Source organism: Kitasatospora sp. NPDC001175 (assembly GCF_053598215.1).
Genome location: NZ_JBSFJU010000028.1, coordinates 1 through 14,213, shown reverse-complemented (window position 1 = coordinate 14,213; position 14,213 = coordinate 1). Strand labels below are relative to the sequence as shown.

At 71.8% G+C, this 14,213-nt stretch carries 11 protein-coding genes and 1 pseudogene; 3 read left to right on the top strand and 9 right to left on the bottom strand.

Annotated features, from left to right (window positions below; all coding sequences use genetic code 11):
* Positions 1 to 140: 140 nt before the first annotated feature.
* From ACWDAK_RS21035 to ssd, 7 genes and pseudogenes are all read right to left on the bottom strand, one after another.
* Positions 141 to 485, bottom strand: a pseudogene (locus ACWDAK_RS21035) (Rv3654c family TadE-like protein); the annotation flags it as partial.
* 290 nt (positions 486 to 775) lie between these two features.
* Positions 776 to 1,120, bottom strand: a complete 345-nt coding sequence (locus tag ACWDAK_RS21030; protein WP_344635076.1) for a TadE family type IV pilus minor pilin — start codon at positions 1,118 to 1,120, stop codon at positions 776 to 778.
* Between the two features lie 91 nt (positions 1,121 to 1,211).
* The gene (locus ACWDAK_RS21025; RefSeq protein ID WP_427395442.1) at positions 1,212 to 1,472 is read right to left on the bottom strand and encodes a DUF4244 domain-containing protein; all 261 of its coding nucleotides are present in this window, start codon (positions 1,470 to 1,472) and stop codon (positions 1,212 to 1,214) included.
* A 149-nt stretch (positions 1,473 to 1,621) separates the two neighbouring features.
* Positions 1,622 to 2,110, bottom strand: coding sequence for a type II secretion system F family protein (locus tag ACWDAK_RS21020; protein ID WP_344635078.1), 489 nt, complete (start codon positions 2,108 to 2,110; stop codon positions 1,622 to 1,624).
* A gap of 374 nt (positions 2,111 to 2,484) precedes the next feature.
* Complete coding sequence (locus ACWDAK_RS21015) at positions 2,485 to 3,300, bottom strand: type II secretion system F family protein (RefSeq protein ID WP_344635079.1); 816 nt, start codon at positions 3,298 to 3,300, stop codon at positions 2,485 to 2,487.
* A 355-nt stretch (positions 3,301 to 3,655) separates the two neighbouring features.
* A complete protein-coding gene (locus tag ACWDAK_RS21010) occupies positions 3,656 to 4,831 on the bottom strand; it encodes a TadA family conjugal transfer-associated ATPase (protein WP_427395443.1) in 1,176 nt (391 codons plus the stop codon).
* 323 nt (positions 4,832 to 5,154) lie between these two features.
* Positions 5,155 to 6,270, bottom strand: a complete 1,116-nt coding sequence (ssd, locus tag ACWDAK_RS21005) for a septum site-determining protein Ssd (protein WP_344635081.1) — start codon at positions 6,268 to 6,270, stop codon at positions 5,155 to 5,157.
* 747 nt (positions 6,271 to 7,017) lie between these two features.
* Between ssd and ACWDAK_RS21000 the strand changes: the two genes are divergently transcribed.
* On the top strand, positions 7,018 to 7,842 hold the full coding sequence (locus tag ACWDAK_RS21000) for an HAD family hydrolase (RefSeq protein WP_344635111.1): 825 nt from the start codon (positions 7,018 to 7,020) through the stop codon (positions 7,840 to 7,842).
* A 426-nt stretch (positions 7,843 to 8,268) separates the two neighbouring features.
* Here the strand turns inward: ACWDAK_RS21000 and ACWDAK_RS20995 are convergent, their stop codons facing one another.
* Positions 8,269 to 9,153: a Fic family protein gene (locus ACWDAK_RS20995; RefSeq protein ID WP_344635082.1), complete on the bottom strand. Its 885-nt coding sequence runs from the start codon at positions 9,151 to 9,153 to the stop codon at positions 8,269 to 8,271.
* Positions 9,154 to 9,346: 193 nt separating this feature from the next.
* On the opposite strand from ACWDAK_RS20995, the gene ACWDAK_RS20990 reads away from it, so the two are divergent.
* Together ACWDAK_RS20990 and ACWDAK_RS20985 are read left to right on the top strand one after the other, a co-directional pair.
* The gene (locus tag ACWDAK_RS20990; protein WP_344635083.1) at positions 9,347 to 10,345 is read left to right on the top strand and encodes a nucleotide-binding protein; all 999 of its coding nucleotides are present in this window, start codon (positions 9,347 to 9,349) and stop codon (positions 10,343 to 10,345) included.
* Positions 10,346 to 10,705: 360 nt separating this feature from the next.
* Positions 10,706 to 13,048 carry a SulP family inorganic anion transporter gene (locus tag ACWDAK_RS20985; protein ID WP_344635084.1) on the top strand — a complete coding sequence of 781 codons (2,343 nt, stop codon included), beginning with the start codon at positions 10,706 to 10,708 and terminating at the stop codon, positions 13,046 to 13,048.
* 117 nt (positions 13,049 to 13,165) lie between these two features.
* On the opposite strand, the gene ACWDAK_RS20980 is transcribed toward ACWDAK_RS20985, so the two are convergent.
* A complete protein-coding gene (locus ACWDAK_RS20980) occupies positions 13,166 to 13,630 on the bottom strand; it encodes a hypothetical protein (protein ID WP_344635085.1) in 465 nt (154 codons plus the stop codon).
* Positions 13,631 to 14,213 lie beyond the last annotated feature (583 nt).

Genomic DNA, 14,213 nt, shown 5'->3' with positions numbered 1-14,213 from the left:
CGCGTCACGCGCAGGTGTAGCGCCCCCGGCGGTCCGGCCTTCGCAGGGCCGCCACCGGCCGAGCTCTCCGCCACCGGATCGGCCGTGGGCCGTGGCGGCTCGGACTCGTCTGCTCCCCAGGACCAGACCGGTCCGGCCCTGGCCCGGGCCTGAGCCGGACCGACCGGAAACGGCAACCCCCCGCGGGGCACTTCGACCTCGACGGTCACCGTGACGGCATCCGCGCCCGGATCCACCGAGCAGGACACCAGCGCCGCCCGGTGCTCGTCCGCGATCCGGGAGGCCCAGCCGCAGCCGCCGTCCGGGTCCAGCAGGAGTCGATCGGCGGCAGCGAGAGCGGCGAGATCCGCCGCCGACTCCGCGCGGTGCCGCGCGGCCACCACCGACCCGACGACCAGGCTGGCGGCGAAGACCACGCAGCCCAGCATCATCAGCGTCACCAGCCAGACAGTCGCCGAACCGGCGTCGGGGGTGGCGAGTGGCATGGCGGGGCACGGTGCGGCGGCGGTCGGCTCGGTGGAGCTTGGTGGGCGCGGTGCGGTAGACGGGGGTCCTGTCGGAGCCGGCTCCGTAACGACCGGGCCGGCCGGGTCAGCCGACCTGAGCAGTTCTGCCGACCTGGCCACCCGAGGCGACCTGAGCGATCCGCCCGCCCCGACCTCGGCGAACCCGGGCCCGCCGAAACCGGCCTGGCCGAACCTGATCCCACCGAACCCGGTCCAGCCGCAGGAACGGGGATCGCGGGGAACGTACGGGCCCAGTGCTCGGACCGCCATCATCCACCGCCCTCCGCCTTACCGATGATGTCCTCGCGGGCCGCCACCGCCGATGCCCCCAGCCGGACCGTGAGAGCCGCCGCGAGACGCCCGGGCCCCGGGCAGGGTGCGTCGATCGCCACCCGTACCGTCTCGCCGTCCCGGGAGACCTGGACGGCAGCCCCGGCCGGTGCCGCGGCTTGTGCCAGCTCAGTGGCGTTCGCGTCACCGCGTGCGGCCGCTCTCGCCCCGATCCGCGCGGCGTCCACGCACCGGATCTGGGCAGCCGCCGCCACAACTCCCCACATCAGCACGGCCGCCAGGAACACCAGGGCCGGGAGTGCGACGGCGGTCTCGGCTGTCACGAACCCGCCGTCCCCGGCCGTCCTGACGTCGTGCCCCCGCGGAGTTCGGCCGCACCGTCCGCCCGGTCGGAGAACCCGCCGCCCGGGCGGGTCAGATGACATGGAACGCCCGGTTGACCAGTTCGGTGAACGCATCGGTGAACACCCCACTGGTCACCAACTTGTAGAGCGCCGCAGCGATCGCACACGCGGCGACCGTCCCGATGGCGTACTCGGCCGTCGACATTCCCGCGTCGCTCCGCGCCCCGCGCAGTCTCCTCAGCCGCGCGGACAGCCACCTCCGCACCCTCCGGGCCGGCGGGATGGAGCGGACGCGCCGTCGGCCGGTCGCAACCGCGATGGAAACGGTCATGGCAGATCTCCTTCGACTTGTTCCGTGAGTTCGCAGCGGTTCCGCGAGTTGGGGCTTGGTCCCTCACTCGGGGCTTGTTCCACGTGTCCGGACCTGTTCCGTGAGTTCGTCCTCGACGATGTCCGAGGGCGAAGAAATCTGACATCAAGTCAGATTCGTTTGGCGAAGAGCGAGGTCAACCCGATGACCACGGGAACGACCCCGATCAGGATGAATGCGGGCAGGAAGCAGACGCCCAGTGGAGCGGTGGCAAGCACCCCGGCCCGGCGGACACGGACGTGCGCGGCCCGGCGGACGGCCTCCCGCTGGGTCTGGGCCAGTCCGATGAGGGGTGCGGCCGGCGGCGAACCGCTGGTGCTCGTCCGCACCAGACACCGAGCCAGCGGGGCGAGTGTCGGACAGTCCGCGCCGAGCCTCTCCCAGCAGACCTCCGGCGGTGCTCCGAGCGACAGCTCGGCCGCCACCCCCGCCAGCCGGTCGCTCATCGGCGCGCTCACGCTCGCCGCCACCGCCACGGCAGCCTCGCCCGGCGAGGAGCAGGAACCGAGACAGGCGGCCAACAGTTCGGCGGTCAATGGCAGTTGCCGGGACAACTGCTCCTGTTCCAGAGCGGTCCGCCGCTCGGCCGGAGAGCGCACCCGCGGCAGCCACCGCTTCGCGGCGAGGGCAAGCAGGACTCCGGCCGATAGTCCGACCGGGCCACCGACCACAGCCGCCGCACCGACCCCCACCACGACCGGTGCCGTCCACTCGGCTCCCGCCAGTTCGGTCGCGCGGGTTCGCCAAGTCCGCGTCGACGAGCTTCGACCTGCTCGGTGGAGCCCATGCACCGACCATCGGCGTTTCCCCAGGCCATGATGGCCTTGAAGGCCGGCCTCCGCACCAGAGGCACGGGCGATCCATCGGCCGGCCCGACGCCGGGCGACCCGGCGCCGTCCCACCCCGGCCACCTCCCCGACAGCCGCCATCACCACGACCGACAAGGCGAACGACAACACCGGAACTCCCACGCTCACCACCCCACCTCCGCCCGGCCGGCCCGACTCCTTGAGATCCCGCACTCAATCGCGCACCCCTGCACGTCCGTTGCTCTTCGGCGACCCCCCGCGTCGCGAGTCGCCGCTTCGTCCCGCGCCGGGTCCGGCTCCACCACCGGCCGGCGAGCAGGCGGCTCCGGGCGGCCCACTGGTCCCCCTCGGGCCGGCAAGCCCCCGGCGGCCTCAGCAGCCCGCACGATCCGGGCCGTCCACGCCAGCCCGGCCGCCTCCAACAGCGCCCCGATGACAAGGCATCCCAGGCCGATCGGCCTGTGCAGCAGGACCTGTATGGGCTTCGCGCCGAGCGCGGCACCCAGCAGCAGCCCGATCAGTGGCAGTGCACCGAGTACCACGATGGTCGTCCGCGGCCCGGCCAGCTCTCCGGCGATCTCCTCGTTCAAGGCCCGCTCGGCCCGCAACGCGTCGGCGAGTTGGTCCAGACCCGCGGCCAGGCCGGTTCCGCTCTCCGCGGTCACCTCCCAACAGGCTGCGACGGCCGCCGCGCCTTGCCCGCCGGGCAACTCCGCCACGAATCTGAGTGCGGCGGGGATGTCGGCGCCGTACCGGCCGGCGGCCAACCGGGCGGCAGGCTCCGCTCCCAACCCCGCCCACAGGGACGTACGGACGATCACCGAGCCCAGCGCCTGGTCCGCCGTCGCTCCCGCGCGCAACTCGGCGGCCAGGCCGGTGCAGAGCTCGATCACCGCTGTCGCCCGCGTGCGCGCCTCCGCCGCCAACCGACGGCGGTGCCGCCACCGCCGCAGCGGCACCACGGCAACAGTCGCCACCACCAGTGGTACTGGCGACCTCACGTGCAGTCCGAATGCCAACCCGACCGGCAGCACGAGGAGTTCCGGAGCCAGTCGGCCAAGCCAGCCCGACCGGGCCCTAGCCAGGAGGCCGTGTGCCAGGTCGCGACGTCCACCTCCTGCCGCCCTGCCGAAGAGACCTCGTACCCGCTCGGCCGCTCGCGTCCTGCGCCCCAGAGTCGACCGGAATCCGGCCACCGCGCCGATCGTTCCGACCACCCAGAACAGCTGGCCGCTGATCACTGCAACCCCTTCCTGGCCGACTGCAGCAGCCGCCAGGCACCGAACGCGGCGGCGCACAGGAGCAGCGCCCAGAGGATCTCGATCTGCCGCACGTTCATCGGATGCTCCCCGGCAGCTCCACCCCTCGGACCGCACAGCGCTGCCGCAGCCGGTCCCAGCCGGGACCCGGCTCACAAGCACCGTCGGCCGTGAACGTGACCGCCGACGTGGTCGTCGCGAGCCCTCGCTCGTCGCCCGTGAGCATGTGGATCTCGGCGACCCGGCGCAGCCCGGTGTGCGACTCACGCACCAAGTGGATGATCACATCGAGGGCTGCGCGCAATTGGCTGTGCAGGGAGAGTCGGTCCAGGCCGGCGAGCGAGCCGAGCGCCTCCAGCCTGGCCGGGACATCGGTCGCGGTATTGGCATGAACCGTGCAGCAGCCGCCCTCGTGACCGGTGTTGAGCGCGGACAGCAGGTCGACCACCTCGGCCCCTCGGACCTCACCAACCACCAGGCGGTCCGGCCGCATGCGCAGCGCCTGCCGGACGAGATCCCGCAGGGTCAGCTCACCGAGCCCCTCCTGATTCGGAGGCCTGCCCTGGAGCCGCACCACATGGGGGTGGTCCGGCCGGAGTTCGGCCGAGTCCTCGGCCAGCACGATCCGCTCCCCCGGCCCGACCAGCCCCAGCAGGGCCGCGAGCAAGGTGGTCTTCCCCGTGCCGGTCCCACCGGCGATCAGGAACGAGAGCCTGGCGTTCAGCAGCGCCAGGAGCAGGTCCGCTCCGGCCTGGGGCAGCGTGCCACCGGATACCAGCTCCGTCAGGGTGAACGGCCGGGAACGGGAGATCCGGAGCGAGATGTGGGTGCACCCGGCGGCGATCGGTGGCAGCACGGCATGCAGGCGTGTCCCGTTCGGCAGCCGGGCGTCGACCCATGGCCTGGCGTCGTCGAGACGTCGACCGGCCGCAGTCGCCAGCCGGTGCGCCAGGTGGCGCACCGAGGCGGCGTCGGGGAACCGGATGCCGGACACCCGCTGCAGCCCGGCTCCCCGGTCGATCCACACCTCGTCGGGACCGTTCACCAGGACATCGGTCACATCCGGCTCACCCAGCAGCTGGTCGAGCGGCCCGGCGCCGACCAGCTCCGAGCGGAGCACCCGCACCGCGTCGAGGACATCGTCACCGCCCAGCGGCGGCCTGGCGGCCCGTACTGCCGCCGCCACCGACCTCGCGGTGGGCTGTGCACCGGCTTCGGCCAGCCGCAGCCGCACGGCGTCGAGCAAGGCCACGGCTCGCGGATCGGTCCGCCCGCGGACCACCGCCGCCCCGGTCCGCCCCAGCCCCTCCGGCTCCGCTCCACCGGGCCGCTCGCGCCCGAGCTGCGGCCCGGAGCCGGCCGCCGCTTCCGCGTCCAGCCCGGCGTCCTGACCCCTTTCGCTCCGGCCTCGCCCGCCCGCCTCCGCTCGACTCGGGTCCGCATACCCCGTGTCGGCCCGGCCCGGCCGGTGCGGCCGGCCACCGAGGCGCATACCGGGGCCGAGCGGCCGCCGGTGCGGGCCGGTCGTGGTCCTGTCGCACTCCCCCGGCCGGCTCGACCCCCTCAGACGACCTGTCACAGCACACCCCCTCCATCCGCCGGAACCGGCGGCATCGCTTCGTTCAGGAAACCTGCGCAGAACCGCGCCAGCGGTCCTTTCGCGCGTGTACCGGGCGGTGCTCCCCGCTCGACGTCGACGCCCAGTCCGGGCTCCCGTGGCAGCTCACCGGCCAGCCGCAGCCCGAGCCCACGGGCGATCTCCGGGGCCGCCAGCCCGGCCGGCCCCGGCACCCGGACGACCGCGCGCAGGTCCGAGAGCCGCATCCGGGCGGCGGAGGCCACCCGGTCCGCCGCCGCCATCGCGCGCAGCTCCGCCGGAACCACCAGCAGCCCGGTGTCGGCCTGTTCGAGTGCCTGCCCGGCGGCCGAGTCGAGGTGCCGGGGAAGGTCGAGAACGACCAGCCCCCCGCGGCGACGGGCCGCGGCGACCACGCTGCGCATCGCCTCTGGCGGCACGGCGAGCGTGTCGCCGCGATCCCAAGACAGGGCGGCCAGCCGGTGCAACTCGGGTAGCGCTCTAGCTAGTTCGGCTCCATTGACCCGCCCGCGGGAGGCAGCCAGGTCGGGCCAGCGCAGGCCACCCGCACCCTCGCCACCGAGCAGCACGTCGAGCCCGCCGCCCAAGGGGTCGGCGTCAATGAGCATGGTGCGGTGTCCCGTGCGGGCCGCGGTGATCGCAAGGGCGCAGGCCAGGGTCGAGGCGCCGGCCCCGCCGCGGCCGCCGAGCACGGCGACGGTCAGTGCGGGCGGGCCGACGCCCTCGGCCGCGTCGGCGATCCGGTCCAGCAGCCACGCCTGCGCATCGGGGAGGAACAGGACGTGCTCGGCCCCGAGTCTGACGGCTCTGACCCAGACCTCGCAGTCGTCCAGATCGAGGCCGAGCAGCAGCACGCCGGCCCGGCGGCCCAGAGCCGCACAGCGCTCCGCCTGGTCGTCTCCGACCAGCACCAACGGCGCGTTCTCCCACAGGTCTCGGGACGGTGGAACGCCGCACAGCAGGTGCGGGTCGGTGCCTGCGGCGACACAGAGCCGAAGCAGGTTCTCGGCGAGGGACTCGTCCTCGGTGACGATGAGCGGCCCCGACGGAGCCGTCCGGTCGGCCGAATGGTGGTCTGCGGTGGGTGTGGACATGGCTGTCTCCCCCGGTGAGGTGCTGTCCGGGCGCCGGCACCGGACATGGCCCCGGCGCCCGCCGGTGGGTTGTCAGCGGCCTCCCCGAGAACGGAGACGACTGCTGCCCGGACACCAAGGTCGCGGCCGCGGCCGAATCCGTCAGCCCCCTCCCGATTACCTGTGGACAAGTCGGGTCTGTGGATAACTTTGTTCACCCGCACGGGGGGTTAATGAGCAAAGAATTGACACCCGCGAGACTGCCAAGAAGCCCGGGAACGCGGCGGCCCGCCCCCACCCGAGATCCGCAGCCAGGGGGCGGAGTCACGTCTCGCCACCCAAGACTCAATAGACACGGAGAGTGACGGATCAATGCCGATGAGCCCTCCCGGCAGATCGCTCTCGCCCATCGCGAATACCGTCGGCGAGCCTTCCCCGAGATCGTCGAGAAGCCCGGAAAATGGCCCCGGACGTGCGACGACCCCCGCCGGGGGGGAGAGCGGGGGTCGTCTATCCACAGCCCGACTCGGGGGGGAGGAGCCGGACCGGGTTAGCACGGTCGCGAACGATCCGTGACTTCCATGGTGTACCCGAGCGGCCAGAAACACAAACCCACACGCCCGCGAGTACGCCGAATGGCGGGGTGTTTTGCCGGGCCCTCTATCCTCAGATCCCGTGGACACCTCCGAGAACGCCGACATCGCCGAGCACGACGGGAACTCCGCGTTCCGTTCCGCACCGGACGGCACTGAACCGGCACCTGCAGCCATCTCGCGTCGCCAGTATGGCGCGGTGCGAACCGCCGCATTCTTCGATCTCGACAAGACGATCATTGCCAAGTCGAGCGCCCTGGCGTTCAGCCGCCCGTTCTACCAGGGCGGACTGATCAACCGTCGGGCCGTGCTGAAGAGCGCCTACGCCCAGTTCGTCTTCCTGGTGGGCGGCGCGGACCACGACCAGATGGAGAAGATGCGCGAGTACCTCTCCGCACTCACCCGGGGCTGGAACGTCCAGCAGGTCCGCGAGATCGTCGCCGAGACCCTGCACGGGCTGATCGACCCGATCATCTACGACGAGGCCGCCTCGCTCATCGAACAGCACCATGCGGCCGGCCGCGATGTCGTGATCGTCAGCAGTTCGGGCTCCGAAGTGGTCGAGCCGATCGGCGCGCTACTCGGCGCGGACCATGTGATCGCCACCAGGCTGAAGATCGAGGACGGCAGGTACACCGGCGAGATCGAGTACTACGCCTACGCGGAGAACAAGGCCGCGGCGATTCGCGAACTGGCCGATGCCGAGGGCTACGACCTGGCCAACTGCTATGCGTACAGCGACTCCTCGACCGATCTGCCGCTGCTCGAGGCGGTCGGCCACCCCTCCGCGGTCAACCCCGACCGCGCTCTGCGCAAGGAGGCCCTGGCGCGCGACTGGCCGGTCCTGGCCTTCGACCGCCCGGTCGAACTCCGACGTCGACTCCCGGACTTCAGCGCGCCGAGCCGCTCCGTGGTGACGGCCGTGGCAGTCGGCACCGCACTGCTGACGGCCGGGGTGCTCTGGTACACGGCGGCCAAGCGACGGCGCCCGTCCGCTTGATGCGACCGGCCCCGGGCGACGTCACACCGGGGCCGCCGCACTGGTCTACGCGCCCAGTCGGTTTCCGCGCGCCCAGTCGGCAAACCACTCCATCAGGACGAAACGGACAAACAGCAAAGACTTCTTTTTTCGGGTTCCGCTTTCCGTCGAACCGCGATAGAAATGAGTTACGGCCCGCGAGACCCGGTCAGGACCCAATGAGGGTCGTTCCGACAACGCAGTTCAGGCCCACGGACCGCGTACAGATAGCTGGGCACCCACATGCAGCCGACCCGCTGTCGGGCCGCCGCACCAGGTGAACGGGCAGGATCCCCGCCTGATGGGCACTTACGGTGCATGCTTGGTAACTCGGTACCTGTACCAGCGGCGGCACCCAGCAGGATCAGGTGCCGCCGCAACTCTGCGCCGGGACGGTGCCCGGGTCGCTCAGACCATGCCGCGCTGCATCGCTTCACAGACCGCCGTGCTCTCCCGCACGCCCAGGCGGAGCGCCTTCCCGCAGTGCCCGATCCAGGCGGCCATTCCCTCGGGCGTGCCGCCAAGGTAGCCGCGCAGGGCCTCCTGATAGGCGGCCGTGCCCAGCTCCGCGAGACCGACTTCCACCGGGCAGATGGCCTTGGGGTCGAGCCCCTCGGAGATCAGGACGATCCGCTGTGCGGCGCGGGCGATCATGCCGTTGTGCGAGGCGAACGGCCGCAGCGCGAGCAGCTCGCCGTGCACCACCGCGGCCACGACCAGCGCGGGGGTTCCGCTCGCCGCGCCCTCCGCCCGGGCCACCAGCAGCCGGGAGAGCTGATCGAGGCGCGCCGCGACCTCCTCGACCTGCGGTGCGGGCGGGAGCTCCACCGCGCCGGAGACCGCCTCCTCGACACCCTCGACCGCGGCCAGCTCCAGCGGGAAGAGCTCGGCCACCCCCTCCCCCGCACTTCGGGGCCGCCCGGCGGACTCGTCGGCATCCCCGACCGCCAGCAGGTGCAACCGGGCCAGCACCTGGAGCGGAGAGTGCCGCCAGACGCTCAGCAGCTGCCCGGCCTCGGCGGAGATCCGCAGCGCGGCGCCGACCGTCCGGGCCCCGGGATCGCCGCCGAAGTCGCTGCGGCGGCGCACCTCCTCCAGCGGCCAGTCCGCCCCGTCCAGGGCGGCGGAGGCACGCGCACCGCGCAGTGCGGCCTCCGAAGTCACCTCGGGCGAACGGCGGCGCATCACACGGTGTCCGTACAGCCGGTCCACGGCCTTGCGCACCTCGGCAACAGCCTCGGGCACCCCGGGGAGCTCTGCCAGCGGGGCGAGGGGATCAGTTCCAGTGGTCACCTACCCGAGAGTAATGAACCACCCGCTGGGGCCGGTACAGCAACCCCGCCATCACCCGTTTGAGGCAATCCCCGATTCCCGCCCTCGCGGGGCACCGGCGCGCCGCTAGCATAGCCACTATCGGTGACGATAACGATTTCCAAGAACAATCCCGGCGGCACACGTCCCGCCCGAGCGAGAGTCGGGGTCCCAGATGAAGATCGCCTTCGTCGGCAAGGGCGGCAGCGGCAAGACCACGCTGTCGGCGCTGTTCATCCGCCACCTGGCCGCCGCTGGGCGCCCGGTCATCGCCGTCGACGCCGACATCAACCAACATCTGGGAACAACCCTCGGACTGACCGACGACCAGACCGCCGCGCTGCCCGCGCTCGGCGAACACCTGCCGCAGATCAAGGAGTACCTACGCGGCAGCAACCCGCTGATCGGCTCCGCCGAGGAAATGATCAAAACCACGCCGCCCGGCCGGGGTTCACGCCTGCTGCGGATCGTCGAGGAGAACCCGGTGTACGCCGCCTGCGCCCGGCCGATCGCACTCGACGAGGGCTCGGTCCGCCTACTGGCGACCGGCGCCTTCGCCGAGGAGGACCTCGGCGTCGCCTGCTACCACTCCAAGGTCGGCGCGGTCGAGCTGCTACTGAACCACCTGGTCGACGGCCCGGACGAGTACGTCGTCACCGACATGACGGCGGGCTCGGACTCCTTCGCCTCCGGCCTGTTCACCCGCTTCGACCTGACCTTCCTGGTGGCCGAACCGACCCGCAAGGGCATCTCGGTGTACCGCCAGTACAAGGACTACGCGCGGGACTTCAACGTGGCCCTGCGGGTCGTCGGCAACAAGGTGCAGAGCCCCGACGACCTCGGGTTCCTCCGACGCGAGGTGGGCGACGACCTGCTCGCCGCCTTCGGCCAGTCCACCTGGGTCCGCCACCTGGAGCAGGGCGCCGAGCCGGAGCTGAGGACGCTCGAGCCCGCGAACCGCGAGGTGCTCGCCCGGCTCAAGGCGGAGGCCGACGCGGCCTTCAGACTGCGCGACCCGCTGCGCTACACCCGGCAGGCCGTCCACTTCCACCTCCGCAACGCGGAGAGCTGGGGCAACGCGAGGACCGGGATCGACCTCGCCTCGCAGATCGACGAGGACTTCGCACTCGGCGTCGAACAGGCCACCGATCAACTGGACGCCGCCCCTGCCTGACGACCCAGCTCGCACACCGGCGCCGATCGGCCCTCGCGAAGGCCGGCATCCCTAGGGGGTGCCGGCCTTCGCGCTGCCCGGCGACGCCCGGTCGGCCCTCGCGCAGGTCAGGACGTATTCCCGGAAGACCCGGCCGCCACCCATAGGAATGAATCCAGGGCCGTTTCCTTCCACTCAATTTCACCATGTGCAAAGCTTTCATTACTCTCGGTTTACTGATTCTTGATGGTTCATGGGCCGCCCGCGACACTCCCCGCCGCGCCCACGCCATCCCGCCGTACCGTCGCGACCCACGCCGATCCGCCTCCGAGCTCCCCCACCGGACCTGACTGCGTTCGCTCCCCGGAAAGACGGGAAGACATGACCCTCGACATCTCCACCGCACCGATCGCCTCCGACACCACCGACCACGCGCCACCGGAAACCACGGCCACCGGCCCCCTCCCGGCGCGGCCCACCGGCCTGCCGCACGACCTCGCCGCCTCCCTGGTGGTCTTCCTGGTCGCCGTCCCGTTCTCGCTCGGCATCGCCCTGGCCACCGGCGCCCCGCTCACCTCTGGCCTGGTGGCCGCCGCCGTCGGCGGTCTGGTGGTCGGCCTCCTCGGCGGTACTCCGCTCCAGGTCAGCGGCCCTTCCGCGGCACTCACCGTGATCGTCGCCGGGCTGATCGCCCGGTTCGGCTGGCAGGTCACCTGCGCCGTCACCGTGATCGCCGGACTGCTGCAGCTGCTGCTCGGCTCACTGCGGGTCGCGCGGACCGCGCTCGCCGTCTCACCCGCGATCGTGCACGGGATGCTGGCCGGCGTCGGCCTCACCATCGCCATCGCCCAACTGCACGTGGTACTCGGCGGCTCACCGATGAGCTCCGCACAGGCCAATCTCCTCGCGCTGCCCGGCCAGCTCTCCGGTCCACATCTGCCCGCGCTCGCGGTCGGCGCCGTCGCCATCGCCATCCTCTGCGGCTGGCCCCGGCTCGGCCGGTTCCCGGGCTCGGCAGGCCGGCTGGGCGGCGCACTGGCCAGGGTTCCCGCCGCCCTGGTGGCCGTCGCCAGCGGTACCGCGCTCTCCGCGGGCCTCGGGCTGAGCCTGGCCCGGGTCGAGCTTCCCGCCTGGAGCCGGCACGCCCTCGCCTCACCTCCCAGCCCCGCCGTGTTCGTCCAGCACTGGCCCGTCCTGCTGGCCGCCGCGCTGACGGTGACGGCCGTGGCGAGCGTGGAGTCGCTGCTCTCCTCCGTCGCGGTGGACCGGATGACCCACAGCTCGAGCGACCTCAACCGCGAGCTGCGCGGGCAAGGCGTCGCCAACCTGCTGAGCGGCCTGCTCGGCGGGCTTCCGGTGGCGGGCGGCGCCGTCCGCAGCACCGCCAACATCCGGGCCGGCGCCGTCGGCCGCAAATCCGCCGTCCTCCACGGGGTCTGGGTGGCTCTGGCCGCGGTCGCCCTGGCCGGCGGGTTGCGCCGGATCCCACTGGCGGCGCTGGCCGCGCTGGTCCTAGTGGTCGGCATCCAGATGGTGAGCTTCGCGCACATCCGGCGGGTGCACCGGCACCGGGAGTTCCCCGTCTACCTCACCACCGTGCTGGGAGTGGTTCTGCTCGGCGTCCTGGTCGGTGTCGCCCTGGGCGGCTCGATGGCCGTCCTCCTGGCCCTGTACCGGCTGACCCGAGCCCATGTGGACGTCTCGGTAGAGCCCGACGGCTCGTACCTGGTCCGCACCCATGGCCCGCTCACCTTCGCCGCTGTCCCCAAACTGAGTCGGGCACTCGCCCTGATCCCCCCGCGGGCCCGGGTGACGGTATGCCACGACGGCTCGTTCCTCGACCACGCGGCATACGAGCAGGTGCACACCTGGCGGGTCGGCCACCAGGCCGGAGGCGGCCGGGTCTCGATGCTGACGGAGCGGCATGACGACGGGGTACTGGACCCGGACGGCACCGTTCGCTCCGGCAGCTCCTCGGGCCCGCACCGCTGCCGGGCCTGGACACCCTGGGGTCGTCACCACTGCATCGAGCAGGGCAACGAGGACCCGCATGGCCGGCTGCTGGACGGGGTCCGCGGCTTCCAGCAGCACACCGCACCGCTGGTCCGCCACGAACTTGCCCGGCTCGCGCGTGAGGGCCAGGCGCCCTCGCAGCTCTTCCTGACCTGCGCCGACTCCCGCCTGGTCACCAGCATGATCACCAGCAGCGGCCCCGGCGACCTGTTTACCGTACGGAACGTCGGGAACCTAGTCCCGGCACCGTACGAGCCGGGGGCCGCCGACGACTCGGTGGCGGCAGCGGTGCAGTACGCCGTCGAGGTGCTGGAGGTCCGCAGCATCACCATCTGCGGGCACTCCGGGTGCGGCGCCATGAAGGCCCTGCTGGACGGGGTCCACGAACAGCCGGGGCCGCCGACACCGCTGACCCGCTGGCTGCGCAACGGGCGCGGGTCGCTGGCCCGGCTGAGGCGGGCACCGGCCGAGTTCGCCGGGCGACCGGTAGTCGACCTCGCGGAGCAGCTCTGCATCACCAACGTGGTCCAGCAGTTGGATCAGCTGCTGGCCAACCCGGCGGTGGAACGCCGGGTCAACGAGGGCACCCTGCGACTGGTCGGCATGTACTTCGACTTCGCCACCGCCCAGGCGTACGTCTTGGACCGGGAGAAGAGCCGGTTCGTGTCCGTGTCGGAGGAAAAGCACGACGAACGGCCAGTGGCAGCCTGACGTCGCGCGCCTCCTCCGGCGCCTGCCGGGCCCGGTCGGGCAGAACCGGGCCCGGCCCCCGAGGGGATCCTCGAGTTCGAGGCTCGGGGCCGTAGTTGTGACCTTGGACAGAGTGGGTCAGGGCCATAGCAGATTGGCCAGGTCGGCCGGGGTGACGTAGCCCGGCCAACGGCCGTCCCGGAACAACTGGATGCCGGCGTCCCGGTAGCACTGGTCGACCAGTTGGGAGCAGATCATGTGCCGGCTGTCCGCAACATAGGCCTTGATCAGCAGGCCTATCGGAAGATGGAAGTGGTGTGCGGCGAGCGCGAAGTAGTCGGCCGCACTGTAGGGGACCCCGACGTAGCCGCGGGCCGCAGCGACCACGGCCTGCCGCTGTTCCTCGGTCAGCGCGAGCCTGTCGGTCGACCAGCGGATCGGCTGGCCTTCGTACTCGGTCAGCGGCCCGACCCGGGCACCGCCGGGTTCGGCCTCCATCAGCTCGCCGTCGCCGAGGTAGACAAAGGCGTGCTCGAAGTCGGCGAATCCATCGCCGTTGAGCCACTGTCCGATCCTGATCAGGCGGCCGACCTGGCCGTTCATCCGGACAACGGCGAAGTCCCCTGGAAGGGGCGGAAGTAGGGGCTCCCCGGGGCGGGCCGAGGCAGCGGGGGTCGCGGGAGTTCCAGGCATGTGCATCCCCCCAAGAACGGGAGCGCTGCGTTGAGGAGCGGGCCCGCGAGTGACGACGACGAGCCCGTACCTTCAGTGGATTACCCGCCGGACCAGCCGTCAATACTCCTCGTGGCAGCCCGCCCGCAGTCGGTGATCGGTGATCGGTGGTCGGTGGTCGACGGAAAGCAGCCGTCGGTTGGCGCTCGGCGGTTGGCAACCAGGGAGCCGGATGGAACGCCCCCGAGGGCGGGGCCGCCAGCGCACGTCCGGGCCGGCCCACTTAAAGGTCTAAACCAATTGAGAGCAGCTGCCTCTTGTCAACATGGCGGTTCGCCTGGTGAGCTGTGCGCTGGAACACACGGGACAATCCCGCCGCACGGGATCTCCCGGCATATGAAACTCGATGAGGAGTGCGCGTTGAGCAACGAGAGCCTGGCCAACCTGCTCAAGGAGGAGCGCCGTTTCGCTCCGCCCGCGGAACTCGCCGCCGCCGCCAACGTCACCGCGGCCG

What these genes read in the sequence shown, in the direction of transcription:
- ACWDAK_RS21025 (WP_427395442.1), bottom strand. Translation starts at nt 1,472, where the DNA reads ATGACCGTTTCCATCGCGGTTGCGACCGGCCGACGGCGCGTCCGCTCC.
- ssd (WP_344635081.1), bottom strand. Translation starts at nt 6,270, where the DNA reads ATGTCCACACCCACCGCAGACCACCATTCGGCCGACCGGACGGCTCCG.
- ACWDAK_RS20990 (WP_344635083.1), top strand. Translation starts at nt 9,347, where the DNA reads ATGAAGATCGCCTTCGTCGGCAAGGGCGGCAGCGGCAAGACCACGCTG.
- ACWDAK_RS20985 (WP_344635084.1), top strand. Translation starts at nt 10,706, where the DNA reads ATGACCCTCGACATCTCCACCGCACCGATCGCCTCCGACACCACCGAC.
- ACWDAK_RS20980 (WP_344635085.1), bottom strand. Translation starts at nt 13,630, where the DNA reads ATGAACGGCCAGGTCGGCCGCCTGATCAGGATCGGACAGTGGCTCAAC.